23 protein-coding genes and 1 tRNA gene are annotated in these 24,333 nt (G+C 53.5%); 6 read left to right on the top strand and 18 right to left on the bottom strand.

The window, feature by feature from the left end; genetic code table 11:
• The first annotated feature begins 9 nt into the window (after nucleotides 1–9).
• On the top strand, nucleotides 10–546 hold the full coding sequence (locus OGX89_RS16185; protein WP_126956626.1) for a GNAT family N-acetyltransferase: 537 nt from the start codon (nucleotides 10–12) through the stop codon (nucleotides 544–546).
• Between the two features lie 33 nt (nucleotides 547–579).
• On the opposite strand, the gene OGX89_RS16190 is transcribed toward OGX89_RS16185, so the two are convergent.
• Nucleotides 580–653, bottom strand: a tRNA-Gly gene (locus OGX89_RS16190).
• Between the two features lie 79 nt (nucleotides 654–732).
• Complete coding sequence (gene actS, locus OGX89_RS16195; RefSeq protein WP_003825529.1) at nucleotides 733–1,491, bottom strand: amidase activator ActS; 759 nt, start codon at nucleotides 1,489–1,491, stop codon at nucleotides 733–735.
• Between the two features lie 166 nt (nucleotides 1,492–1,657).
• On the opposite strand from actS, the gene idi reads away from it, so the two are divergent.
• Nucleotides 1,658–2,206, top strand: coding sequence for an isopentenyl-diphosphate Delta-isomerase (gene idi / locus OGX89_RS16200; RefSeq protein WP_126956624.1), 549 nt, complete (start codon nucleotides 1,658–1,660; stop codon nucleotides 2,204–2,206).
• Nucleotides 2,207–2,301: 95 nt separating this feature from the next.
• Here the strand turns inward: idi and lysS are convergent, their stop codons facing one another.
• The 5 genes from lysS to xerD all read right to left on the bottom strand — a co-directional run bounded on the left by lysS (nucleotide 2,302) and on the right by xerD (nucleotide 8,391).
• On the bottom strand, nucleotides 2,302–3,819 hold the full coding sequence (lysS, locus tag OGX89_RS16205) for a lysine--tRNA ligase (RefSeq protein ID WP_003026911.1): 1,518 nt from the start codon (nucleotides 3,817–3,819) through the stop codon (nucleotides 2,302–2,304).
• A gap of 9 nt (nucleotides 3,820–3,828) precedes the next feature.
• A protein-coding gene (gene prfB / locus OGX89_RS16210) for a peptide chain release factor 2 (protein WP_100194817.1) occupies nucleotides 3,829–4,927 on the bottom strand; the annotation gives its coding sequence in 2 pieces (ribosomal slippage) (nucleotides 3,829–4,851 and nucleotides 4,853–4,927; 1,098 coding nt in all).
• Nucleotides 4,928–5,018: 91 nt separating this feature from the next.
• Nucleotides 5,019–6,752 (bottom strand): single-stranded-DNA-specific exonuclease RecJ, encoded by a 1,734-nt coding sequence (recJ, locus tag OGX89_RS16215; protein WP_126956622.1) that lies wholly within the window; start codon nucleotides 6,750–6,752, stop codon nucleotides 5,019–5,021.
• 5 nt (nucleotides 6,753–6,757) lie between these two features.
• Complete coding sequence (gene dsbC / locus OGX89_RS16220) at nucleotides 6,758–7,471, bottom strand: bifunctional protein-disulfide isomerase/oxidoreductase DsbC (protein WP_003825520.1); 714 nt, start codon at nucleotides 7,469–7,471, stop codon at nucleotides 6,758–6,760.
• Nucleotides 7,472–7,494: 23 nt separating this feature from the next.
• Nucleotides 7,495–8,391, bottom strand: a complete 897-nt coding sequence (gene xerD, locus OGX89_RS16225; protein WP_003825519.1) for a site-specific tyrosine recombinase XerD — start codon at nucleotides 8,389–8,391, stop codon at nucleotides 7,495–7,497.
• A gap of 113 nt (nucleotides 8,392–8,504) precedes the next feature.
• Between xerD and fldB the strand changes: the two genes are divergently transcribed.
• Nucleotides 8,505–9,026, top strand: a complete 522-nt coding sequence (gene fldB, locus OGX89_RS16230) for a flavodoxin FldB (RefSeq protein WP_003825517.1) — start codon at nucleotides 8,505–8,507, stop codon at nucleotides 9,024–9,026.
• 101 nt (nucleotides 9,027–9,127) lie between these two features.
• On the opposite strand, the gene OGX89_RS16235 is transcribed toward fldB, so the two are convergent.
• Together OGX89_RS16235 and sdhE are read right to left on the bottom strand one after the other, a co-directional pair.
• Complete coding sequence (locus OGX89_RS16235) at nucleotides 9,128–9,535, bottom strand: protein YgfX (protein WP_126956620.1); 408 nt, start codon at nucleotides 9,533–9,535, stop codon at nucleotides 9,128–9,130.
• Nucleotides 9,516–9,782, bottom strand: coding sequence for an FAD assembly factor SdhE (gene sdhE, locus OGX89_RS16240; protein ID WP_126956618.1), 267 nt, complete (start codon nucleotides 9,780–9,782; stop codon nucleotides 9,516–9,518). Before sdhE ends, OGX89_RS16235 begins: the two co-directional genes overlap by 20 nt.
• 257 nt (nucleotides 9,783–10,039) lie before the next feature.
• Here sdhE and ygfZ point away from each other — a divergent pair, with 257 nt between their 5' ends.
• The gene (ygfZ, locus tag OGX89_RS16245) at nucleotides 10,040–11,023 is read left to right on the top strand and encodes a tRNA-modifying protein YgfZ (RefSeq protein WP_126956615.1); all 984 of its coding nucleotides are present in this window, start codon (nucleotides 10,040–10,042) and stop codon (nucleotides 11,021–11,023) included.
• A 131-nt stretch (nucleotides 11,024–11,154) separates the two neighbouring features.
• On the opposite strand, the gene trhA is transcribed toward ygfZ, so the two are convergent.
• Together trhA and yqfB are read right to left on the bottom strand one after the other, a co-directional pair.
• Nucleotides 11,155–11,817, bottom strand: a complete 663-nt coding sequence (gene trhA / locus OGX89_RS16250; protein ID WP_063940912.1) for a PAQR family membrane homeostasis protein TrhA — start codon at nucleotides 11,815–11,817, stop codon at nucleotides 11,155–11,157.
• A gap of 163 nt (nucleotides 11,818–11,980) precedes the next feature.
• A complete protein-coding gene (gene yqfB / locus OGX89_RS16255; protein WP_048225466.1) occupies nucleotides 11,981–12,292 on the bottom strand; it encodes a N(4)-acetylcytidine aminohydrolase in 312 nt (103 codons plus the stop codon).
• A gap of 52 nt (nucleotides 12,293–12,344) precedes the next feature.
• Here yqfB and OGX89_RS16260 point away from each other — a divergent pair, with 52 nt between their 5' ends.
• Both OGX89_RS16260 and bglA read left to right on the top strand, forming a co-directional pair.
• Nucleotides 12,345–13,073 (top strand): MurR/RpiR family transcriptional regulator, encoded by a 729-nt coding sequence (locus OGX89_RS16260; RefSeq protein WP_008785744.1) that lies wholly within the window; start codon nucleotides 12,345–12,347, stop codon nucleotides 13,071–13,073.
• Nucleotides 13,074–13,193: 120 nt separating this feature from the next.
• On the top strand, nucleotides 13,194–14,627 hold the full coding sequence (gene bglA / locus OGX89_RS16265; RefSeq protein ID WP_126956613.1) for a 6-phospho-beta-glucosidase BglA: 1,434 nt from the start codon (nucleotides 13,194–13,196) through the stop codon (nucleotides 14,625–14,627).
• A 93-nt stretch (nucleotides 14,628–14,720) separates the two neighbouring features.
• On the opposite strand, the gene OGX89_RS16270 is transcribed toward bglA, so the two are convergent.
• The 7 genes from OGX89_RS16270 to pepP form a co-directional block, all read right to left on the bottom strand.
• Nucleotides 14,721–15,464, bottom strand: a complete 744-nt coding sequence (locus tag OGX89_RS16270; RefSeq protein WP_003825501.1) for an SDR family oxidoreductase — start codon at nucleotides 15,462–15,464, stop codon at nucleotides 14,721–14,723.
• Nucleotides 15,465–15,541: 77 nt separating this feature from the next.
• Nucleotides 15,542–18,415 (bottom strand): aminomethyl-transferring glycine dehydrogenase, encoded by a 2,874-nt coding sequence (gene gcvP / locus OGX89_RS16275; protein ID WP_279892147.1) that lies wholly within the window; start codon nucleotides 18,413–18,415, stop codon nucleotides 15,542–15,544.
• Between the two features lie 131 nt (nucleotides 18,416–18,546).
• Nucleotides 18,547–18,936 (bottom strand): glycine cleavage system protein GcvH, encoded by a 390-nt coding sequence (gene gcvH, locus OGX89_RS16280; RefSeq protein WP_003026965.1) that lies wholly within the window; start codon nucleotides 18,934–18,936, stop codon nucleotides 18,547–18,549.
• A 25-nt stretch (nucleotides 18,937–18,961) separates the two neighbouring features.
• Nucleotides 18,962–20,056, bottom strand: coding sequence for a glycine cleavage system aminomethyltransferase GcvT (gene gcvT / locus OGX89_RS16285; RefSeq protein ID WP_003825494.1), 1,095 nt, complete (start codon nucleotides 20,054–20,056; stop codon nucleotides 18,962–18,964).
• Nucleotides 20,057–20,508: 452 nt separating this feature from the next.
• A complete protein-coding gene (gene ubiI, locus OGX89_RS16290) occupies nucleotides 20,509–21,711 on the bottom strand; it encodes an FAD-dependent 2-octaprenylphenol hydroxylase (RefSeq protein WP_126956609.1) in 1,203 nt (400 codons plus the stop codon).
• Between the two features lie 115 nt (nucleotides 21,712–21,826).
• Nucleotides 21,827–23,005 carry a 2-octaprenyl-6-methoxyphenyl hydroxylase gene (gene ubiH, locus OGX89_RS16295; RefSeq protein ID WP_126956607.1) on the bottom strand — a complete coding sequence of 393 codons (1,179 nt, stop codon included), beginning with the start codon at nucleotides 23,003–23,005 and terminating at the stop codon, nucleotides 21,827–21,829.
• Nucleotides 23,002–24,327, bottom strand: coding sequence for a Xaa-Pro aminopeptidase (gene pepP, locus OGX89_RS16300; RefSeq protein WP_126956605.1), 1,326 nt, complete (start codon nucleotides 24,325–24,327; stop codon nucleotides 23,002–23,004). The genes ubiH and pepP overlap by 4 nt, the downstream gene beginning before the upstream one ends.
• Nucleotides 24,328–24,333: the final 6 nt, after the last annotated feature.

Genomic DNA, 24,333 nt, shown 5'->3' on the forward strand with positions numbered 1-24,333 from the left:
GACTGAACAATGAAAATCGTTAACGCAGAAGAAGAGCACATCCACGCCATACGCGATATCTACGCCCACCATGTTATTCACGGTACCGGCAGCTTTGAAACTGACCCGCCGGATACCCGAGAGATGCTGGCACGTCTGGAAAAAATCCGCAGTCTGGGACTGCCGTGGGTTGTTGCACTGCAGGAAGATAAGGTCATAGGGTATTGTTATCTCACTCGCTATCGCGAGCGTTATGCCTACCGCTATACCCTCGAAGATTCGATTTACATTGACCCGACGGCACAGCGTCAGGGGGCGGGAAAAGCGTTGCTCCGCCATGTCATTGACTGGGCCGAAATGCACGGTTATCGGCAGTTGATCGCCATCGTCGGCGGCAGCAATAATCAGGGATCGTTAAAAGTCCATCAGCAGGCCGGATTTACGCAAATCGGCACACTGAAAAACATTGGCTTCAAACATGGGCTATGGCTCGACACGGTATTGCTACAACGTAATCTGGGTGAAGGTAACGGCACGCTACCACCGGATTCCGGTGTAGCTATCTAACGTTTTTAAGGATTAACTACAGGGAGAGAATTTTGGAGCGGGCGAAGGGAATCGAACCCTCGTATAGAGCTTGGGAAGCTCTCGTTCTACCATTGAACTACGCCCGCATCGAAGTGCGTAAGGGATTATAAACCTTACGCTCTTCTTGGCAAGGGACTAACCGACTGACTGGCGATTAAATCACCGTCAGCATTTTGGCTTACTGCCCTGCGGCGGCAAATAACGCAGTGGATCGATAGCTGTCGCCCGATAGCGGATTTGGAAATGCAGCCGCACCGTATTCGCATCCGAGCTGCCCATCGTCGCGATTTTCTGCCCGGCCTTCACGTTTTGACCGTTGTTCACCAGCATGGTGTCATTATGCGCATACGCAGTGATGTAGTCCTCACTGTGCTTAATCATGATGAGATTACCATAGCCCCGCAGCTGATTACCGACGTAAACCACCTTCCCGGCGCCGGCGGCATAAATCGGTGTACCGCGCGCAGCCGAGATATCAATGCCCTTATTGCCGCCGTCCGCGGTTGAATAAGGCAGGATCACCTTACCGCTGGCAGGCCACTGCCAGCAACGTTGCCCTACTGGTGGCCAGGAAGACTGCGGTACGGACGAAGACGGTCTGACCGCTGCCGTTTTGGTTGAGGATTTCTTGGTTGTTTTGCCAGAGTTAGAACTGGTTTTCGCGCCACCGCTGACCTTCAGTTTTTGCCCTACTTCAATGGTATAGGGTGGTGAAATATTATTCAGGCGGGCGATCTCTTTCACGCTGGTCCCGGTAGCGCGCGAAATACGGTATAGCGTATCCCCCCGCTTCACGGTATACACGGAGCCGGAATAACTTCCTGTATCAGACGACTTGCTCCCGGAACACCCTGCTAACAGCAGACCGACACACAGCAACATCACGATACCCAGGCCATTTTTCTTCAGGCGTCCTGCACTCAAAACAATACCTCGCAACATTTTCAGACGCTTTATCATAGCAGCCAGAAACCGGATGCCAAATCATATCGCGCAACGAACCGTCGGTCCTGGCATTTCACACCCTCTGTTAATCAATCTGACTTAATTAAGCATATAATATGGGTGCTTAAGATTGATGGTGGACGCTATGCGACAGGAACATGTCATTTTATTGAATGAGCAGGACCAACCCTGCGGAACGCTGGAAAAATATGCGGCGCATACCGCCACAACTCCCCTGCATTCCGCTTTCTCGTGCTGGATATTTAACGAGCAGGGCCAACTGCTGGTCACCCGCCGCTCGCTGCACAAAAAAGCCTGGCCTGGCGTCTGGACCAACTCTGTCTGTGGTCACCCGCAGCTGGGTGAAACCCACGAAGACGCTACTGTCCGCCGGGCTCGCTTCGAACTGGGTGCAGACATCGACTCGCTCAGCCCCGTATATGCTGACTTTCGTTATCGCGCTACAGACCCGAGTGGAATTGTGGAAAACGAAGTGTGCCCGGTTTATGCCGCACATATCGTCAGTGAGCTACAGCTAAACCCAGATGAAGTGATGGATTGCCAGTGGAGCAGTCTTGAGGATGTCTTAAGCGGGATTGACGCGACGCCGTGGGCTTTTAGCCCGTGGATGGTAATGCAGGCATCGAATGATAAAGCACGAGAATTATTGCGCGAGTTTGCTAACCGTAATTGATTGCCGGATGGCAACGCAAACGCGTTTTATCCGGCCTACGAATCGTCTCCACGTAGGCCGGATAAGGCATCAGCCGCCATCCGGCATTTCACATCTTACTTAACCGGGCGCATTGCCGGGAACAGGATCACGTCGCGGATGGTATGGCTGTTGGTGAACAGCATAACCATACGGTCGATACCAATGCCCAGACCCGCAGTCGGCGGCAGACCGTGTTCCAGAGCCGTAACGTAGTCTTCGTCATAGAACATTGCTTCGTCATCGCCCGCATCTTTAGCGTTAACCTGATCCTGGAAACGCTGCGCCTGATCTTCCGCATCGTTCAGCTCGCTGAAACCGTTACCGATTTCACGTCCGCCGATGAAGAATTCGAAGCGGTCAGTGATTTCCGGGTTTTCATCATTACGACGCGCCAGCGGAGAAACTTCTGCCGGGTACTCGGTAATGAAGGTCGGTTGAATCAGGTGCGCTTCCGCAACTTCTTCAAAGATCTCGGTCACGATACGGCCCAGACCCCAGCTCTTCTCAACTTTGATGCCGATAGATTCAGCAATCGCTTTTGCAGAGTCGAAGTTATCCAGATCGGCCATGTTGGTTTCTGGACGGTATTTCTGAATCGCTTCGCGCATGGTCAGTTTTTCGAACGGCTTACCGAAGTCGAAGACTTCTTCACCATAAGGCACTTCAGTCGTTCCCAGAACGTTCTGCGCCAGCGTACGGAACAGCGATTCGGTCAGTTCGATCAGATCTTTGTAATCCGCATAAGCCATGTAGAGTTCCATCATGGTGAACTCTGGGTTATGGCGAACAGAAATGCCTTCGTTACGGAAGTTACGGTTAATTTCGAATACGCGTTCGAAGCCGCCAACCACCAGACGCTTGAGGTACAGTTCCGGCGCGATACGCAGGTACATGTCCAGATCCAGCGCGTTATGATGGGTGATAAACGGACGCGCTGCCGCACCGCCTGGGATCACCTGCATCATCGGGGTTTCTACTTCCATAAAGCCGCGAGCAACCATGAACTGACGGATGCCAGCCATAATCTGTGAACGCACTTTAAAGGTATTGCGGGATTCATCGTTAGAGATGAGATCCAGGTAACGTTGACGATAGCGCGCTTCCTGATCCTGCAGACCGTGGAATTTGTCCGGCAGCGGGCGCAGTGCTTTGGTCAGCAGACGCAGTTCGGTGCAGTGGATAGACAACTCACCGGTCTTGGTCTTGAACAACTTACCTTTCGCGCCGAGGATATCGCCCAGATCCCATTTCTTGAACTGCTCGTTGTAGACGCCTTCCGGCAGGTCGTCGCGAGCTACGTACAGCTGAATACGGCCGCCAACGTCCTGCAGCGTAACGAATGATGCTTTACCCATAATACGACGGGTCATCATACGGCCAGCAACGGATACCTCAATGTTCAGCGCTTCCAGCTCTTCGTTTTCTTTCGCGTCGAAGTCAGCATGCAGTTGGTCTGAGGTATGATCGCGACGGAAATCGTTCGGGAACGGGATCCCCTGCTCACGCAGGCTCGCCAGCTTCTCACGGCGCGTTTTCAGTTCATTGTTAAGGTCGGCTACCGCGTCAGCGCCCTGTACGTGTTGTTCAGACATGTTGGTTCCTCATAACCCTGCTTTCAAACTTGCTTCGATAAATTGATCCAGGCTGCCATCCAGCACCGCCTGCGTGTTACGGGTTTCAACCCCGGTACGCAGATCTTTGATGCGGGAGTCATCAAGGACATAAGAACGAATCTGGCTACCCCAGCCGATATCTGACTTATTGTCTTCCATCGCCTGTTTCTCGGCATTCTTCTTCTGCATTTCCAGTTCATAAAGCTTCGCTTTCATCTGCTTCATGGCCTGGTCTTTGTTCTTGTGCTGTGAACGGTCGTTCTGACACTGCGTCACAATCCCGGTCGGGATGTGGGTAATACGCACCGCAGATTCCGTACGGTTAACGTGCTGACCACCTGCACCGGAGGCACGGTAAACGTCAATACGCAGATCCGCCGGGTTGATATCGATATCAATATCATCGTCAACTTCTGGATAAACAAACGCAGAGCTGAACGACGTATGGCGACGTCCGCCGGAGTCGAACGGACTCTTACGAACCAGACGGTGTACGCCGGTTTCAGTACGCAGCCAACCGTACGCATATTCGCCAGCAATTCTGATGGTCACGGATTTAATACCCGCCACTTCACCTTCAGACTCTTCAATAATTTCAGTCTTGAAGCCGCGCGCTTCAGCCCAACGCAGATACATGCGCATCAGCATGCTTGCCCAGTCCTGCGCTTCCGTACCGCCAGAACCTGCCTGAATATCGAGATAGCAATCTGCGCTGTCATATTCACCGGAGAACATACGACGGAATTCCAGCTGGGCCAGCTTATCTTCCAGCGTATCGAGTTCTGCTACGGCTTCGTTAAAGGTTTCTTCGTCGTCGGCTTCTACAGCCAGCTCCAGCAGGCCGGAGACATCTTCCAGGCCCTGGCTCATCTGATCGAGCGTATCGACGATGGCCTCAAGAGAAGAACGCTCTTTACCCAGCGCCTGCGCGCGTTCGGGTTCGTTCCATACGTCCGGCTGTTCCAGCTCGGCGTTTACTTCTTCCAGACGCTCTTTCTTGGCATCATAGTCAAAGATACCCCCTAAGAACGTCAGAGCGCTCCGTGAGGTCCTGAATGCGGTTATTTACCGGATTAATTTCAAACATTGTCTGATTTCTTTTATTGGACTAGTCAAAATGCGGTGATAAGAGCGGGATTGTAACTAATCCACGCCCTTTTTTATAGCGATTAGTGACGCTAAAGTGGCCAGATATTGTCGATTATAATCTGCAAACTACGGTTGCCGCGAAACTCATTAATATCCAGTTTGTAGGCAAGCTGAACTTCGCGCACGCCGTTGTCCGGCCAGCAGGTGGTATCGACATTAAACGCAATACCGTCCAGCAGTGGACCACCGCCTACGGGCTCGACCATTACCTTCAGATGACGCTCACCGACCAGACGCTGCTGGAGCAAACGGAAATGCCCGTCAAACAGCGGTTCCGGGAACATTTGTCCCCACGGTCCGGCATCGCGCAGCATTTGTGCGATCTCCATGGTCATCTCCGACGCGTTCAGTGGGCCATCCGACACCACTTCACCTTGCAGTAAGGCGGGATCCAACCACTCGGTTACCAGTTCGCCAAAACACTGCTGGAAACGCTCAAACTGCGCCTCTTCAAGCGATAAGCCCGCCGCCATGGCGTGACCGCCAAACTTGAGGATCATGCCCGGATAAAGGGTGTCCAGGCGCTCCAGCGCATCGCGCATGTGCAGCCCCTGAATCGAACGCCCGGATCCTTTGAGGGTACCGTCACCTGCCGGGGCAAACGCTATCACCGGGCGATGGAATCGCTCTTTAATACGCGATGCCAGAATCCCCACTACGCCCTGATGCCACTCGGGATGATACATAGCCAGACCGCCCGGTAGCGTATCGCTACTGCGTTCCAGCTTTTCACACAGGGTCAGCGCTTCTGCCTGCATACCCTGCTCAATTTCTTTGCGCGTCTGGTTGAGTGCGTCCAGCTCATTGGCCAGCACGCGCGCTTCACCAATGTTGTCGCACAACAACAGCGCTACGCCAACGGACATATCGTCCAGACGCCCTGCCGCATTCAGCCGTGGCCCGAGGGCAAAACCTAAATCACTGGCTGCCAGCTTTAGGGGGTCGCGATTGGAAATCTCCAGCAGCGCTTTAATACCTGGGCGGCATTTTCCGGCGCGGATACGGCTTAAGCCTTGCCACGTCAGAATGCGGTTATTGGCATCCAGCGGGACCACGTCCGCCACCGTGCCAAGCGCAACCAGATCGAGCAAATCAGCCAGGTTCGGCGGTGCAATGCCTCGCTCATCAAACCAGCCTTTGTCACGCAGGAAAGTGCGCAGCGCCAGCATCAGATAGAAAGCTACACCAACGCCTGCCAGCGATTTCGACGGGAACTCACAGTCGTGCAGGTTAGGATTGATGATCGCCTCTGCGCCCGGCAGCGTATCCCCTGGCAGGTGGTGATCGGTTACAACGACCGGGATCCCCAACGTTCTGGCATGTTCGACACCCGTGTGAGACGAGATGCCGTTGTCTACGGTAACAATCAGCTGAGCACCACGGGCATGGGCCTGATCAACGACTTCCGGGCTTAAACCATAACCGTCCTCAAAACGATTTGGCACCAGGTAGTCAACGTTACTGCAGCCCAACGCGCGCATCGCCAGGATGCTTAGCGCCGTGCTGGTCGCGCCATCGGCATCGAAATCGCCGACAACGATGATGCGAGTTCCCGCACGAAAGGCGTTGTAGAGGATCTCAACCGCCTTTTCGACACCGTTTAAATGCTGCCACGGCAGCATTCCTTTCACGCTACGCTCAAGTTCCTGCGCGCTGCGCACGCCGCGACTGGCGTATAAACGGCGCAGCAGTGGCGGCAAGTCGGCAGGTAACTCGGCTGTCTCGTCGGCCTCACGCCGACGAAGTTGTATCTGTTGTTTCACGCGAATTATTTACCGCTGGTCTGTTTTGCATGTGCGTCGAGGAATTCTTTCATCTCTTTCGGGCCCTGATAACCAGGTACGACATAGCCATTGCTCAGCACAATCGCCGGTGTACCGCTGACGCCAAACTGTACGCCCAGCGCATAGTGGTTAGCGATATCCACATCACAGGTCGCCGCTTTCACGCCCTTGCCAGTCATCGCGTCGTCAAAGGCTTTGTTTTTGTCCTTAGCACACCAGATAGACTTCATGTCCTGCTCAGCCTGACTGTCCAGCCCCTGACGTGGGAAGGCCAGATAACGTACGGTGATCCCCAACGCATTGTAATCTTTCATCTCTTCATGCAGCTTGTGGCAGTAACCACAAGTGATGTCGGTGAAAACGGTAATGACGTGTTTTTCCTGCGGCGCTTTGTAGATGATCATCTCTTTTTCCAGCGCGTTCAGATGTTTCATCAGCAGTTGGTTGGTGACATTCACCGGACTTGCGCCGCTCACGTCGTACATCGGTCCCTGAATAATATGTTTACCGTCTTCGGTAACGTACAGCACGCCGCTATTGGTCAGTACAGTTTTCATGCCCGCAACCGGAGCAGGTTGAATCTCGGTGCTCTGCACACCCAGCTTTGCTAATGACTGACGAATTGCCGCGTCGTCTGCATGTACCATGCCGGAAAACGCCGTCGCCAGCAGGGTGAACATCATAAAACGTTTTTTCATAGCCTATCCTATCCTGTCAGCACTCACGCTCGCGGGTGATGCTGTTGATGTAGTTGCCGCAAGCGCTCCGTTGCGACATGAGTATAAATTTGCGTTGTCGAGAGATCGCTATGCCCCAGTAGCATCTGCACCACGCGCAGGTCTGCGCCATGGTTAAGCAGATGCGTGGCAAACGCGTGCCGCAGGACGTGCGGTGACAGCTTTTCGCTGTCGATTCCCGCCAACACAGCATAGTGTTTGATACGATGCCAGAAGGTCTGACGGGTCATCTGTTGCGCCCGCTGACTAGGAAACAGCACATCAATCGATACGCCGTTGAGCAACCATGGACGCCCATGCTCCAGGTATGTTTCCAGCCAGTACACAGCCTCCTCACCTAACGGGACAAGGCGCTCTTTGTTACCTTTACCGATCACCCGTACCACACCCTGGCGCAGGCTGACGTCACTCATCGTCAGTCCTACCAGTTCAGACACGCGCAGGCCTGTTGCATACAGCACTTCCAGCATGGCCTTGTCGCGTAGCTCCAGCGGTTGCTCAATAAGCGGCGCTTGCAGCAGCCGCTCAACCTGCGCTTCGCTGAGATCTTTAGGCAGGCGCTGCGGAAGTTTAGGTGATGCAAGCGAGGCGCTGGGGTCATCTTCACGATATTTTTCGCGGTACAGATGCTGAAAAAAACGTCGCGTCGCACTGAGCAAACGTGCGGAACTGGTGGCTTTATACCCTCCATCCATCCGCTCAGCCAGCAAGGCTTGCAGATCATCACTTTGCGCGGTCGCAAGCGAAGCGCCGCGGTGATGTAACCATTCCACAAGCATGGTCAGATCGCGACGATACGCACTTAATGTATTTTCCGCCAGATTTCGTTCCAGCCACAGGGCATCAAGAAACTGCTCGATGCGCGCCAGATCCTGTTCCACTCGCGCCCCTTATTCCACTCTCATTTTTGATGCATTATGCCTCATTGTGCCGAGAATGCGGCGATTCTGTTACACTACCCGCAACGCTACAGCAGAATTGAGATGTTTACGTCATGAACATGGGTCTTTTTTACGGTTCCAGCACCTGCTACACCGAAATGGCAGCAGAAAAAATCCGCGATATCCTGGGTCCCGAACTGGTGACACTGCACAACCTCAAAGACGATTCCCCGACCCTAATGGAGCAATATGACGTGCTCATTTTGGGCATTCCAACCTGGGATTTCGGTGAAATTCAGGAGGACTGGGAAGCGATCTGGGAGCAACTGGACGACCTCAACCTGGAAGGCAAGATTGTCGCGCTTTACGGTATGGGCGATCAGTTGGGATACGGCGAATGGTTCCTGGATGCGTTGGGTATGCTGCACGATAAACTGATCACCAAAGGTGTAAAGTTTGTCGGCTACTGGCCCACAGAAGGCTACGAATTCACCAGCGATAAACCCGTCATTGCTGATGGACAACTGTTTGTTGGCCTGGCGCTGGATGAGACGAACCAGTACGATCTCAGCGATGAACGCATTCAGGCCTGGTGCGAGCAAATTCTTGGGGAAATGGCCGAGCACTGGTCCTGATAACCGATTTGCCGGATGACGGCGTAAATGCCTTATCCGGCCAGCATGACGCACCTAACTGTAGGCCTTCAAGCTGCGCGCCATCAGGCATGTGTCATGCGTTACCCTTGCTTCGTCTTTTGCAGCATCAACCGCCGTAAATCCCGCCACTCTGCATCATCCATACTGTCTGCTGCCAGCCACAAATGTTGACGTTTTCCGGCATCAGATCGCAAACGCAGCATCATGCCTGTTTTAACCATCCAGGGGGCGCTAACGATAGACCACTCTTGCCCTTGCCAGCGCAAACGGCCATCCATCAACAGCCGAATCTCACCCTGACAGGCGTTGATTCGACGCTGACTGCGAACGCTATCGAACACCACCAGAGAGAGCAAAACCAGCCATAATGGGGTGTAGCTCAATGGCCAGGGCATCAATAAAATAAATACCGCGACCAGCCCATGAATTAGCAGTGAAAGCCACTGCGCGCGCCATGATACGCGTAAATCAGATTGCCACTGGACCACGTTCCCGATTCCGTGTCTGGATAAGTCGCACCATCTGTTCCAGCTGCTCATCAGCTGGTTTCCCATGATTCATCAACCAGTTAAATAAATCTGGATCATCACATTCTAGCAGACGGATAAAGATACGTTTTTCTTCGTCACTTAAGCTGTCATAATCATGTTCGAAAAACGGCATGATCGAGATGTCCAGCTCGCGCATACCGCGGCGGCATGCCCAATGAATACGTGCTTTGTTGTTAATATCCATGTTCTTCTCCCTGTCTCGCGAAAACGAAGTATCCCGCTATTGTAACGTGTTTTTCCCACTCTTTTTACGGGAATATCAGTAAACTGAAGCTCGCTCGCTAAATAAAACCTTATTAAGCCAAAGGATTCACCATTTTTGGATGTCTCCTCGCAAAGCGCAACATATGGCACAAATAGCCTGTTTAAACCGCTTGCAATGGGCCATAGCTCTTTTACCATTAGTCATTATCACTGCGTTAAGCAAATCAGGACATTATTATGGCTTTTACATCTTTTCCTCCTCGCCAGCCTTTCGCGTCAACGCGTTTGCCTCTGACGCTAATGACGCTCGATGACTGGGCGCTCGCCACCATCACCGGTGTCGACAGTGAGAAGTATATTCAGGGTCAGGTCACGGCGGATGTCAGCCAGATGACCGAGCATCAGCACCTGTTGGCTGCACATTGTGACGCCAAAGGTAAAATGTGGAGCAACCTGCGTCTGTTCCGCCAGGGCGACGGTTTTGCATGGCTTGAGCGCCGTAGCCTGCGTGATGCGCAGCTCAGCGAGCTGAAAAAATATGCGGTCTTCTCGAAGGTGGTGATTGCCCCGGACGATGAACGAGTACTGCTGGGCGTAGCGGGATTCCAGGCACGTGCAGCGCTGGCCAATCTCTTTAGCGAATTGCCGAACAGTGATAAGCAGGTCATTACCGAAGGTGCCTCCACGGTATTGTGGTTCGAACACCCTGCCGAACGTTTTCTGCTGATCGTTGATACCACCACAGCAGAAACCTTGGTTGAAAAGCTGCGTGGCGAAGCTGAGTTAAATAACAGCCAGCAGTGGCTGGCGCTGGATATCGAAGCGGGTATCCCCGTTATTGATACAGCCAACAGTGCACAGTTTATTCCACAGGCTACCAATCTGCAGGCTCTGGGCGGGATCAGCTTTAAAAAAGGCTGCTACACCGGTCAGGAAATGGTGGCTCGTGCAAAATTCCGCGGAGCCAACAAACGCGCCATGTGGACTTTGGCGGGTGCCGCCGGTCGAGTACCGGAAGCGGGTGAAGACCTGGAGCTGAAAATGGGCGAGAACTGGCGCCGTACCGGCACCGTACTCGCCGCAGTACAACTGGCTGATGGTCAGGTACTGGTGCAGGTTGTGATGAATAACGACATGGAGGCCGACAGCGTGTTCCGCGTTCGTGAAGACGCGAAAACGCTGCATATCGTACCGCTGCCATATTCGTTAGACGAAGAGTAATTGGTAGGCCTGATAAGCGCAGCGCCATCAGGCAATTCGGCACAGGCTACCGGATTGCGGCGTTGGCTTGTCCGGCCTATAAAATACAGTCCGGGCGAGGCGTTTACGCCGCCCCCGGGGTTGCACTGAATCTATGCGTGTTGCCCCACGTACAGATAGATCGCCAGGAAATGGCAAACGCTGCCGCCCAGCACAAAGCCGTGCCAGATCGCATGGTTGTAAGGAATACGCTTACAGACGTAGAAAATTACGCCCAGCGAATACACCACACCACCAACAGCCAGCAACGTCACGCCTCCCGCCGCCAACTTAACCGCCAGTTGATACACCACAATCAGCGAAAGCCAGCCCATTGTCAGGTAGGTCACCAGTGACAGAACCTTAAACCGGTGCGCAATGGTTAGTTTGAATAAAATACCGATCAGCGCCAGGCTCCAGATAACAATCATCAGCCCACGTGCCAGCGGCGAATCAAGCCCCACCAGCAGAAATGGCGTGTAAGTCCCGGCAATCAGCAGATAAATCGCACAGTGGTCGAATTTTTTCAGCCAGACTTTCGCTCTCTGATGGGGGATCGCGTGATACAAAGTTGAGGCGAGGAACAGCAGGATCATGCTGCCGCCGTACAGGCTATAGCTGGTAATCGCCATAGCGCTGGCGTTGGTATCCACTGCCTGGACCAGCAATAACACCAATCCGACAATCCCAAACACCAGCCCGATACCGTGACTGATGCTGTTGGCTATTTCCTCTGCCAGCGAATATCCCTGCGCGATTAATGGCTTCTGAACCATAACTTACTCCCGAGAAACGAACCCTATCGTGATTGCTCCTCTAGCGTAACTGAGAATGGTTCCAGTGAACACCTGTTAGCTAAAATAATTACCAGATAAATATTTATCATTAAAAATCAAAGTGTTAGATTTTAAATTTCAGCTAACATGCGTACCATTAAAATCAAAGGCATTTAAAATCAATCACATAAAATTGCGTCTGATCCGGGTAAATCTCGGCAATGACATGTTTAAGTTCTTCAAGCGTCATGTTTTCCTGCTGGGCATGTTTATCCGTCAGCGTATCCAGCGTGACGGTTGAGGTGCCTACAACCTCAATCGTGCAGAAGTAACCGTCATCTTCGAAGCGCCCAACCCGTAAAATGTCCCCGGCTTTGAAGTGTGATTCGGACTCGTCACGAATAGTGATGGTCTTGCGTCCGGCCAGAATGTCATCCTGGAAACGCTGAAAAAAAGTGATGTCATTTGGCTGCATGTTATTATTCCCTGTAGATGAAGTCTGATGAGTGAGTTTTGCCATTGTGAGTATGTTCTCCCACGCTGCCATCGCCAGTCTCAACAATCTTGAGATGCTGGTCTACAACTATGTCATCAAAAACCGTGACAAAGTCATGTACATGACCATTCGCGAACTGGCCGATGCCGTGGGTGTTTCCACTACCACCGTACTGCGCTTTTGCCGCAAGCTTAAGTGTGAAGGTTACTCAGAATTTCGCGTGCGCTTCAAATTATATTTAGAGCAGAATGAACCGCAACAGGCTAATTTCGGTGCCAGCGAAATTATCAGTTTCTTTAAAGGTGTTAATAACGATGAGTTCGATAATCTGCTCGATCAGGCTGTTGATATTATATTATCTTCCGAACGTATTATATTCGTCGGAGCGGGAACATCCGGAGCCTTAGCCAAATATGGCGCACGTTTTTTCTCAAACGTTGGAAAATTCAGTAATCACATTGATGATCCTTATTTCCCGGTAACGAATGACATGGCCAGAAACGCGCTGGCGATCGTGCTTTCTGTTTCCGGTGAAACAGAAGAGATCCTGCGCTTTGCCAGCCAGTTCAGCCTGCATAACTGTAAGGTCCTGTCTGTCACCAGTCATGAACATTCGCGGCTGGCCAAATTGGCTGACTTTAATCTCTCCTGGCACGTTCCACAGACGCGCATTGCCGGAGTATACGATATAACCACACAGATCCCTGTTATTTATATTCTGGAGTCACTCGGCCGCAAGTTGGCGAAAAGAATAGCGTAAAAAAACAATCTGTTTTTTGGATGTAACAAATCACATTAGCGCTATTTTGTTATATCGTGACATTTATCTTTCCTTTGTTAGACTCAAAATCAGATTGTATTAATTTGAGACTGAGCGCAGATGAAAAAACTTACCTTACCAAAAGATTTTTTATGGGGTGGCGCGGTTGCGGCGCACCAGGTTGAAGGCGGCTGGAACAAAGGTGGCAAAGGCCCCAGCATTTGCGACGTACTGACCGGAGGGGCACACGGCGTTCCGCGAGAAATCACTCAGGAAGTTGAACCCGGTAAGTACTACCCCAACCACGAAGCTGTCGATTTTTACGGTCATTACAAAGAAGACATCAAGCTGTTTGCTGAGATGGGCTTCAAATGCTTCCGCACCTCAATCGCCTGGACCCGTATCTTCCCCAAAGGGGATGAAAGCCAGCCGAATGAAGAAGGGCTAAAGTTCTACGACGACATGTTCGATGAACTGCTGAAGTACAACATCGAACCGGTCATCACCCTTTCCCACTTTGAAATGCCGCTGTACCTTGTTCAACAGTACGGTAGCTGGACCAATCGTAAAGTCGTCGATTTCTTTGTCCGATTCGCTGAAGTCGTTTTTGAGCGCTACAAGCACAAGGTCAAATACTGGATGACCTTTAACGAGATCAATAACCAGCGCAACTGGCGCGCACCGCTGTTCGGTTATTGCTGCTCCGGCGTGGTGTATACCGAGCATGAAAACCCGGAAGAAACCATGTACCAGGTGCTGCATCACCAGTTCGTGGCCAGTGCTCTGGCAGTGAAAGCCGCACACCGCATCAACCCGGAAATGAAAGTCGGCTGCATGCTGGCGATGGTGCCACTGTACCCGTTCTCCTGTAAGCCTGAAGATGTGATGTTCGCGCAGGAATCGATGCGTGAGCGCTACGTTTTCACCGACGTTCAACTGCGCGGCTACTATCCATCATATGTACTGAACGAGTGGGAACGCCGCGAATTCAATATCCGAATGGAAGCCGGAGATGAGCAAATCCTGCGTGAAGGCACCTGTGACTATCTCGGATTCAGTTACTACATGACCAACGCGGTAAAAGCGGAAGGCGGCAGCGGCGATGCCATTTCTGGTTTTGAGGGCAGCGTACCGAACCCGCACGTAAAAGCGTCCGACTGGGGCTGGCAGATTGATCCGGTCGGTCTGCGTTACGCCTTATGTGAACTGTATGAGCGCTATCAGAAACCGCTATTTATCGTAGAAAACGGATTTGGTGCCTACGACAAAGTGGAAGAAGACGGCAGCATCAACGACGACTATCGCATCGACTATTTGCGCGCCCACGTTGAAGAGATGATGAAAGCGGTAACCTATGATGGCGTAGACCTGATGGGCTACACGCCGTGGGGCTGCATCGACTGTGTCTCGTTCACCACCGGTCAGTACAGCAAACGTTACGGCTTTATCTACGTGAACAAACACGACGACGGCACCGGCGATATGTCGCGTTCACGCAAGAAAAGTTTTAACTGGTACAAAGAGGTGATTGCCAGCAACGGCGAGAAACTTTGATTTTTTGCCGGATGGCGGCGTAAACGCCTTATCCAGCCTACAGATTAAATTCCTGTAGGCTGGATAAGCATAGCGCCATCCGGCGATTAAATCCTACTTCCCGCCAGCCAGTTCCAGAAAACTTCCCGTTACGTAGGACGCCTTCTCGCTCAGCAGCCAGGTAATCGCCTGCGCGACCTCTTCCGGTTGTCCGCCGCGCTGCATAGGCAACATCGATTTCACGCGATCGACCCTTCCCGGCTCGCCGCCTGATGCGTGCATTTCAGTGTAGATAAGACCAGGTCGCACGCAGTTTACGCGGATCCCTTGCGCCGCAACCTCCAGCGCAAGGCCGGTGGTGAGCGTGTCCACAGCGCCTTTTGAGGCTGCGTAATCAACATATTCGAATGGCGCACCAAGCCGCGATGCAGCCGAAGAGACATTTACAATCGCCCCGCCTTGCCCTCCGTGTTTGAACGACATCCGCTTTACCGCTTCCCGACAACACAAAAAATAGCCGGTAACATTGGTCGCCAGCACGCGGTTAATTCTTTCAGCGGTTAGGCTTTCCACCGTGCTCTGTTCAAACAAAATCCCGGCATTATTCACTAACGCAGTCAGTGGTTCACCTTCGCGGTCAATAGATTCAAACATTGCCACAACCTGGCTTTCATCGCTGATATCAGCCCGTAGAGCAAACGCCTTTCCCCCGGCAGCGACAATGGTATTCACCACCTCCGTTGCCGCACGGATATTGTGATGAAAGTTAACCGCAACCGTGTAACCCTCTTGCGCTAACTGCAGCGCAGTTGCCCGCCCGATGCCGCGACTGCCGCCAGTAACCAGTGCGATTCCCATGGATACCTCCAGATATGAAAAAGCCGGGAGGCGACTTCGCCTTACCCGGCCTACAAAAGCTTTACTGCGCGGAAAAGTTACTGATATTCGCTCATCGGCACGCAGGAGCAGAACAGGTTACGGTCACCGTAAACATCATCAAGGCGTTTCACGGTCGGCCAGTATTTGTTCGCCACACCAGCCGGGAAGACGGCGATTTCGCGGCTATAACCGTGATTCCACTCCGCGACAAGCTCGTTTTGCGTGTGCGGCGAGTTAACCAGCGGGTTATCTTCCAGTGACCATTCACCGGCTTTCACGCGATCGATTTCAGCGCGGATTGCCAGCATCGCATTGATAAAGCGATCAAGTTCCACTTTGCTTTCAGATTCAGTCGGTTCAACCATCAGGGTACCCGCGACCGGGAATGACATAGTCGGCGCATGGAAACCGTAATCGATCAGACGCTTGGCAATATCCAGTTCGCTGATGCCGGTCTCTTCTTTCAGTGGGCGAATGTCGAGAATACATTCATGCGCCACGCGACCGTCGCGACCGGTATACAGTACCGGATAAGCATCTTTCAGACGGCTGGCAATGTAGTTAGCATTAAGGATCGCCACCTGGCTTGCCTGCTTCAGACCTTCTGCGCCCATCATACGGATGTACATCCAGCTGATTGGCAGAATAGATGCGCTACCGAACGGCGCCGCAGAAACTGCGCCCTGACGGGTGAGCATTCCTTCAATCTGCACTACGCTGTGACCTGGTACGAACGGTGCCAAATGTGATTTGACGCCAATCGGTCCCATACCTGGGCCGCCGCCGCCGTGCGGAATGCAGAATGTTTTATGCAGGTTGAGGTGCGAGACATCTGCGCCGATAAAGCCTGGCGTGGTGATCCCAACCTGAGCGTTCATGTTCGCGCCATCAAGGTAAACCTGGCCGCCAAACTGGTGTACAACGTCGCACACTTCACGGATCGTTTCTTCATACACGCCGTGAGTAGACGGATAGGTCACCATGATGCAGGAGAGGTTCGCAGCATGTTGTTCTGCTTTTGCTCGCAGATCGTCCAGGTCAATGTTGCCGTTCTTATCACAGGCGACAACCACTACCTGCATCCCCGCCATCTGTGCGGATGCCGGATTGGTGCCGTGGGCAGAAGCCGGGATCAGACAGATATCGCGATGGCCTTCGTTACGGCTTTCGTGATAGTGACGAATCGCCAGCAGACCCGCATACTCGCCCTGCGCGCCGGAGTTCGGCTGCATGCAGACGGCGTCATAACCGGTCAGTTTTACCAGCCACTCGGAAAGCTGGCCGATCATCTGGTGATAACCTTCTGCCTGCTCTGGCGGGCAGAACGGGTGAAGTTCAGCGAATTCCGGCCAGGTGATAGGGATCATCTCGGCGGCAGCGTTCAGCTTCATGGTGCAAGAACCCAGCGGGATCATTGCCTGGTTCAGCGCCAGATCTTTGCGCTCCAGCGAGTGCATGTAGCGCATCATCTCGGTTTCGCTGTGATAGCGATTAAACACCGGATGGCTGAGGATCGCATCGTCACGCAGCATGCTGTCCTGAATGGAACGGCTGTCGAGCGCCACATCTTTATCCAGCGTATCGATATTCAAACCGTGGCTGTCGCCCAGCAGAACATTGAACAACTGCACCACGTTTTCACGGGTGGTGGTTTCATCAAGCGTAATACCTACCGCGTTATGGATATCGCTACGCAGGTTGATTTCTGCCGCTTCGGCACGCGCCAGAACAGCCGCTTTGTCGGCCACTTCAACACACAGAGTGTCGAAGTAGTGCGCATGGCGCAGCTTCAGCCCTTTCTGCTGCAGACCGGCCGCCAGAATATCAGTCAGGCGGTGGATGCGATTAGCGATACGTTTCAGGCCAACCGGACCATGATAAACGGCATACAGGCTGGCGATGTTGGCCAGCAGAACCTGCGAGGTACAAATGTTGGAGTTCGCTTTCTCGCGGCGGATATGCTGCTCGCGAGTCTGCATCGCCATGCGCAGTGCGGTATTGCCCGCCGCATCTTTCGATACGCCGATAATACGGCCTGGCATGGAGCGTTTGAATTCGTCTTTAGCGGCGAAGAATGCCGCGTGTGGGCCGCCGTAACCCATCGGAACGCCGAAGCGTTGCGCAGAGCCGAAAACAATATCCGCGCCCTGTTTGCCCGGTGCAGTCAGCAGTACCAGCGCCATAAAGTCGGCAGCGACACTGACCACAACTTTACGGGATTTCAGCTCGGCAATCAGTTTGCTGTAGTCGTGTACTTCACCGGTGGTGCCAACCTGCTGCAACAGCACGCCAAACACATCCTGGTGATCCAGTGCTTTCGCCGCGTCATCAACAATGACGTCAAAGCCAAAGGTTTCTGCACGGGTGCGAACCACGTCCAGCGTTTGCGGGTGAACATCAGCCGCCACAAAGAAACGGTTGGCATTTTTCAGTTTGCTGACACGTTTGGCCATCGCCATGGCTTCAGCAGCCGCAGTGGCTTCATCCAGCAGAGAAGCAGAAGCCATATCCAGGCCCGTCAGGTCCAGTGTGACCTGTTGGAAGTTCAGCAAAGCTTCCAGTCGTCCCTGGGAGACTTCCGGCTGATACGGCGTATATGCGGTGTACCAGCCTGGGTTTTCCAGCATGTTACGCTGAATAACCGGTGGCAACTGCACGGCGGTGTAGCCCATGCCAATGTAGGACGTGAAGCGCTTGTTACGCCCGGCGATGGCTTTTAATTCAGCCAGCGCAGCGTATTCGGTCGCCGCCTCGCCCACCTGTGGCGGGGTTGCGAGCTGAATGTCTTTCGGCACAATCTGGCCGATCAGCGCGTTTAACGACTCGGCGCCAACCGCATTCAGCATCTCTTGCTGCTGCGCGGCGTCCGGTCCGATGTGGCGTTCAATGAAAGCGCCGCTGTTTTCAAGCTGGCTTAACGTCTGTGTCATGGGCGATGGTTCCTGAAACGTGCAGTGAATCGTGATGGTCTCTGTCTACGTGCCCGGTGGCGCTAGCGCTTACCGGGCCTACGCATGCTTTGTAGGCCGGATAAGCGCAGCGCCATCCGGCAAAAGCGTATTTACTCGTCTTCTAACAAAGCTTCGTATGCGGTCGCATCCAACAGCGATTCAATTTCGCTTTCATCGCTGGCTTTGATTTTGAAAATCCAGCCACCCGCATACGGCTCGCTGTTGACCAGTTCCGGGGAGTCGCTGAGCGCATCGTTAACCGCAACAATCTCACCGCCTACTGGCGCATAGATATCGGATGCCGCTTTTACGGACTCCGCAACGGCGCAATCATCGCCCGCGCTGACGGTGGCGCCAACTTCTGGCAGGTCAACGAAAACCATGTCACCTAACAGCTCCTGAGCGTGTTCGGTGATACCAACGGTGTAAGAGCCGTCAGCTTCTTTGCGCAGCCATTCGTGTTCTTTGCTGTATTTCAGTTCTGCAGGTACGTTGCTCATCAATCAATCTCCAAAAAAGGATGAATTACGCGACGGCTTTGCCGTTACGCACAAAAACAGGTTTAGTCACTTTTACCGGCATTTCACGGTTACGGATCTGTACGATCGCAGTCTCACCGATACCCGCAGGCACACGCGCCAACGCGATGCTGTAACCCAGGGTTGGGGAGAATGTGCCACTGGTGATAATGCCTTCATGCTGGTTGCCAGAAGCATCGGTGAAACGCACCGGCAGTTCATTACGCAGCACGCCCTTCTCAGTCATCACCAGCCCGACCAGCTGTTCGTGGCCTTTTTCACGCTGCATTTCCAGCGCTTCACGACCAATAAAGTCGCGGTCAGCCGGTTCCCACGCGATGGTCCAGCCCATGTTGGCCGCCAGCGGAGAAATACCTTCGTCCATCTCCTGGCCATACAGGTTCATACCCGCTTCCAGACGCAGGGTGTCACGCGCGCCGAGACCGCAAGGTTTGACACCAGCCTGAACCAGCGCACGCCAGAAATCTGCCGCCTTTTCATTCGGCATGGCAATTTCATAACCTGCTTCGCCGGTATAACCGGTGGTTGCGATAAACAAATCACCTGCCTGAACGCCGAAAAACGGCTTCATGCCTTCAACCGCATGACGCTGCTCGTCAGTAAACAACGTAGCTGCTTTTTCCTGCGCGTTTGGACCCTGCACCGCAATCAGCGACAGGTCGTCACGAACGGTGATGTCGATGGCGTAAGGTTCAGCGTGTTGGGTAATCCAGGAGAGGTCTTTTTCGCGGGTGGCGGAGTTTACAACGAGGCGGAAGAAATCTTCAGTGAAGTAGTAGACAATCAGGTCATCTATCACGCCGCCCGAAGCGTTGAGCATCCCGGAGTAGAGGGCTTTACCCGTCTTCGTTAGCTTCGCGACGTCGTTTGCCAGCAGATAACGCAAGAACTCCCGGGTGCGGCTACCGCGCAGGTCGACGATGGTCATATGCGACACATCAAACATTCCGGCGTCGGTGCGAACAGCATGGTGTTCATCGAGCTGAGAACCGTAATGCAGTGGCATCATCCAGCCGTGGAAATCGACCATGCGCGCGCCACATAGCGTGTGTTGTTCGTACAAAGGAGTCTGTTGAGCCATCTTTTCCTCGTTGAATAAGCGGGGCTACCAACTCTTTCGCGGTGAAATTTTCGCCACGAAACCCAGCACCGCAGCCGCTCCAGGGGCTACGACGCAAACGTTCTCTTTGTCCTGAACTTACCACCGAAACAGACGCTAAACCATAAGTCAAAATTAACCATCACATTAGCTTATGGCGAAAAACAGCCAGATCGCTAACAGAATAAAACTCCATACACATAACAATTAATCAGAACAACAAACGAATATAAGCGCAAAATTACAGCACCAATCCATATTAAATGTGGAAAAAATGTCAAAAATGGCGTTATGAAAAAAACGTAAAATTAGAAAAACTAATGCGAAAAAAGGAGTGGAATTAGATTATTTCAAATGAGAGAAGCACCCCGGCGCGAAGGCCGGGAGAGGAAAGTGTGACGGGTCTCAAACTCTTAAGATTGTCCTTACGGACACTAACGTAACCACTCGGGAAGATCGTTCAGTCCCATCGCCTGACGGATGAGTTGTGGTTTTACGCCCGGGAGGGTATCGGCCAGTTTCAGCCCAATATCGCGTAGCAGTTTTTTCGCCGGATTCTCGCCTGCAAACAGTTCACGGAAACCCTGCATCCCCGCCAGCATCAGCGCTGCGCTATGCTTACGGCTGCGCTCGTAGCGGCGTAAATAGAGATACTGACCAATATCTTTTCCCTGACGCTGTAGCCGCTTAAGCTCATCGATCAGTTCCGCCGCATCCATAAAGCCAAGGTTAACCCCCTGACCCGCCAGCGGGTGGATGGTATGCGCCGCATCCCCCACCAGCGCCAGACGATGGGCCGCGAACTGGCGGGCATAACGTCCCGTCAGCGGAAACGCCTGACGTTCGCTTTCAAGGCTGCACAGCCCCAGACGATTATCAAAGGCGATATTCAGCGCCTGATTAAACTCGTCAACGCTTGCCTGCTGCATACGTTCTGCTTCCTGCGGCGAGAGCGACCAGACGATAGAGCACAGGAGCGGATCGCTGAGTGGCAGGAATGCCAGAATCCCCTCGCCATGAAACGCCTGACGCGCAACCGCACCGTGAGCTTCCTGCGTACGGATAGTCGCCACCAGCGCATGATGACGGTAGTCCCAGAAGGTGAGCGGAATGTCCGCTTTATTGCGCAGCCAGGAATTAGCGCCATCGGCACCGACGACCAGACGCGCCGTCAGCATTGTGCCATCTTTGAGGCTCAGAAATGCTTCGTTCTCGCCCCAGGCCACCTGCTGTATTTCAGCTGGCGCCATCATCGTAATATCCGCTGAACGCTGCGCCTTTTGCCACAGTGCATAATGGATTTCTGAGTTTTCAACGATGTGACCCAAATGGCTGTAGCCCATGCTCTGGTCATCAAACGCAATACGTCCAAAGCTGTCTTTGTCCCAGACTTCCATGCCGTGGTAGCAGCAAGCGCGACGAGCAACAATGTCGGACCAGACGCCAAGACGGGTAAGCAGTTTTTCGCTGGCTGCATTAATGGCCGAAACGCGAAGCTGAGGAGGAGCATCCGCCGCCAACGGCTGCGGAACATGTTGTTCTAACACCGCAACGCGCAACCCGCTGCCCTGCAGGCCGCAGGCAACCGCCAGTCCCACCATGCCGCCACCAACAATTGCTACATCAACACTTTGCACTGTTTATACCTCGAAACCTGTAATCCGTAGGCCTGATAAGCGCAGCGCCATCAGGCATTTTTGCGGGGACCCTTGCCGGATGTCGGCGTTGCCTTATCCGACCTACAGGTCATATTTATCGTGCAACCCAACCCAGGGTCCGCTCCGCCAGCGCATCGCGCGCAGGGGTGAATAATTCCATCGCCATCAACCCGATATTGCGCCCAACAACCAGCGGGGCCCAGTGATTGGCAAACAAATACACTAAATTGTTGGTCACACCAATCGTCGTCTCGCGATCGCGCTCGCGGCGCTGCTGATAACGTGCCAGCACCGCATAATCACCGACATCTTCCGCGCCGTTTTGCGCCTGCGTCAGCGTCTCAGCAAGGCTCATTACATCGCGCAGGCCAAGGTTGAAACCTTGCCCGGCAATGGGATGCAGCGTCTGGGCGGCGTTCCCTACCAGCACGGTACGATGGGTAATCGCTTTCAGCGCCGTAGTTAACGAAAGCGGATAAGCGCTGCGTTTACCAGCCTGGGTAATACGTCCCAGTCGCCAGCCAAAAGCGGTTTGTAGTTCACGGCAAAACTGTTCGTCGGACCAGGTCATGATCTCATCACGCTGCTCCAGTGGATGGCACCACACCAGCGAGCAGCGACCGTCAGACATTGGCAGCATTGCCAGCGGGCCATATTGCGTGAAGCGTTCAAACGCTCGCCCGTCGTGCGGTACAGAAGTCGTGACGTTGGCAATCACCGCCAGTTGCTCATAAGGCTGTTGCAGCCAGTCAACACCGCAGGCAGTCGCCAGTGCGGAACGCGTGCCGTCAGCAGCCACCAGCAGGCGGCCGGTAATCATCTCGCCATTCTCCAGCGTCACTTCAACGCGCTCCTGCGTGCGCGACACGCTGGCTACGCGGTCGGGGCAGTGCAATGTGACACCCGGTGCTTTGCGCAGCAGCGCAAACAGACGCAGCCCGACGTCGTGCAGTTCTACCACCTGGCCCAGAGCAGGAATACGGTATTCCTGCGCATCCAGCGTCACAAATCCGGCATGGCCGCGATCGCTGACGTGAACCGTTTTAATGGCCGTTGCGCAATCTGCAATCGCCTGCCATACGCCAATTCGCGCCAGCTGTTGGCAGGTTCCTGCCGCCAGCGCGATCGCCCGGGCGTCAAACCCGGGATGGCGGTCAGTTTCAGGTTCGCTCGCTTCTATCAGATGAACCGGCAGAGTCCCATGGCTGAGCTGAGAAATGGCCAGCGCCAGCGTCGCGCCAACCATACCACCACCAACGATAATCACACTCATTGCAGTCGCGCCGCAGCCATTAAGGCTTCAATGTCATCAGCTTTCTTCACTACGCTGGCGGTCAGGTTTTCATTGCCGTCCTCGGTGATGAGGATGTCATCCTCAATACGAATGCCGATACCACGATAAGCCGGTGGTACATCAGCATCCGGCGCGATATACAGTCCCGGTTCGACGGTGAGTACCATTCCCGGCTCAAGAATACGTGAGCGGTCCTGACCATAAACGCCGACGTCGTGCACATCCAGACCCAGCCAGTGACTTAGACCATGCATAAAGAATGGGCGGTGCGCATTTTCGGTAATCAACTGATCGACATCACCGTGCAGAATGCCAAGCTGCACCAGGCCCGTAATCATGATACGCACCACTTCGCCAGTGACTTCCTGAATGGACGTTCCGGGACGATACAGACGCAGGCTGGTCTCTAAGGATTCCAGTACGATATCGTAGATTTCACGCTGTGCTGGGGTAAATTTACCGTTTACCGGGAAGGTACGCGTAATGTCACCCGCATAGCCTTTGTATTCACAGCCAGCGTCAATCAGCACCAAATCGCCATCGCGCATTTCACTTTCATTTTCGGTGTAATGCAGGATACAGCCGTTTTCACCGCTGCCGACAATCGTGTTATAGGACGGATAACGCGCGCCATGACGGGTAAATTCATGGTGAATCTCCCCTTCTAACTGGTATTCAAACATTCCCGGACAGCATTTTTCCATCGCGCGGGTATGCGCCAGTGCGGTGATTTCTCCGGCACGACGCATGACCGCGATTTCTTCCGGTGATTTGAACAGGCGCATTTCATGCACCATCGGACGCCAGTCGATAATCGCGGCAGGCGCGTGCAGATTTTGTCTGGAGCCTTTGCGCAGTTTATCCAGCGCCGTGCACACAATCTCGTCGGCCCAGGCATACTCGCCCTGGGCGTGGTATACCGCGTCCAGACCATTGAGCAGCAAATACAGCTGTTGATTGATTTCACTGAAGGCCAGCGCCCGGTCAACGCCAAGTTTTGCCGGGGCAGCATCCTGGCCTAGACGGCGGCCAAACCAGATCTCCGCCGTCAGATCGCGAACCCGATTGAACAAAACGCTGTGGTTATGAGTGTCATCACTTTTGATCAGCACCAGCACGGCTTCAGGTTCGTTAAAACCGGTGAAGTACCAGAAATCACTGCTTTGGCGGTAAGGGTATTCACTGTCCGCGCTACGCGTCGTTTCCGGTGCGGCAAAAATCAGCGCGGCGCTGCCGGGCTGCATTTGTGCCAGTAAAGCCTGGCGACGACGCTGGAATTCTTGCTGAGATATCTCGCTCATCACACT

The organism is Citrobacter sp. Cpo103 (assembly GCF_030332605.1).
GTDB lineage: Bacteria > Pseudomonadota > Gammaproteobacteria > Enterobacterales > Enterobacteriaceae > Citrobacter > Citrobacter portucalensis.

What these genes read in the sequence shown, in the direction of transcription:
- idi (WP_126956624.1), top strand. Translation starts at nt 1,658, where the DNA reads ATGCGACAGGAACATGTCATTTTATTGAATGAGCAGGACCAACCCTGC.
- ubiH (WP_126956607.1), bottom strand. Translation starts at nt 23,005, where the DNA reads ATGAGTGTGATTATCGTTGGTGGTGGTATGGTTGGCGCGACGCTGGCG.
- trhA (WP_063940912.1), bottom strand. Translation starts at nt 11,817, where the DNA reads ATGGTTCAGAAGCCATTAATCGCGCAGGGATATTCGCTGGCAGAGGAA.
- fldB (WP_003825517.1), top strand. Translation starts at nt 8,505, where the DNA reads ATGAACATGGGTCTTTTTTACGGTTCCAGCACCTGCTACACCGAAATG.
- bglA (WP_126956613.1), top strand. Translation starts at nt 13,194, where the DNA reads ATGAAAAAACTTACCTTACCAAAAGATTTTTTATGGGGTGGCGCGGTT.
- ygfZ (WP_126956615.1), top strand. Translation starts at nt 10,040, where the DNA reads ATGGCTTTTACATCTTTTCCTCCTCGCCAGCCTTTCGCGTCAACGCGT.
- yqfB (WP_048225466.1), bottom strand. Translation starts at nt 12,292, where the DNA reads ATGCAGCCAAATGACATCACTTTTTTTCAGCGTTTCCAGGATGACATT.
- gcvT (WP_003825494.1), bottom strand. Translation starts at nt 20,056, where the DNA reads ATGGCTCAACAGACTCCTTTGTACGAACAACACACGCTATGTGGCGCG.
- OGX89_RS16185 (WP_126956626.1), top strand. Translation starts at nt 10, where the DNA reads ATGAAAATCGTTAACGCAGAAGAAGAGCACATCCACGCCATACGCGAT.
- dsbC (WP_003825520.1), bottom strand. Translation starts at nt 7,471, where the DNA reads ATGAAAAAACGTTTTATGATGTTCACCCTGCTGGCGACGGCGTTTTCC.
- gcvP (WP_279892147.1), bottom strand. Translation starts at nt 18,415, where the DNA reads ATGACACAGACGTTAAGCCAGCTTGAAAACAGCGGCGCTTTCATTGAA.
- OGX89_RS16260 (WP_008785744.1), top strand. Translation starts at nt 12,345, where the DNA reads ATGTTCTCCCACGCTGCCATCGCCAGTCTCAACAATCTTGAGATGCTG.
- gcvH (WP_003026965.1), bottom strand. Translation starts at nt 18,936, where the DNA reads ATGAGCAACGTACCTGCAGAACTGAAATACAGCAAAGAACACGAATGG.
- OGX89_RS16270 (WP_003825501.1), bottom strand. Translation starts at nt 15,464, where the DNA reads ATGGGAATCGCACTGGTTACTGGCGGCAGTCGCGGCATCGGGCGGGCA.
- sdhE (WP_126956618.1), bottom strand. Translation starts at nt 9,782, where the DNA reads ATGGATATTAACAACAAAGCACGTATTCATTGGGCATGCCGCCGCGGT.
- pepP (WP_126956605.1), bottom strand. Translation starts at nt 24,327, where the DNA reads ATGAGCGAGATATCTCAGCAAGAATTCCAGCGTCGTCGCCAGGCTTTA.
- lysS (WP_003026911.1), bottom strand. Translation starts at nt 3,819, where the DNA reads ATGTCTGAACAACACGTACAGGGCGCTGACGCGGTAGCCGACCTTAAC.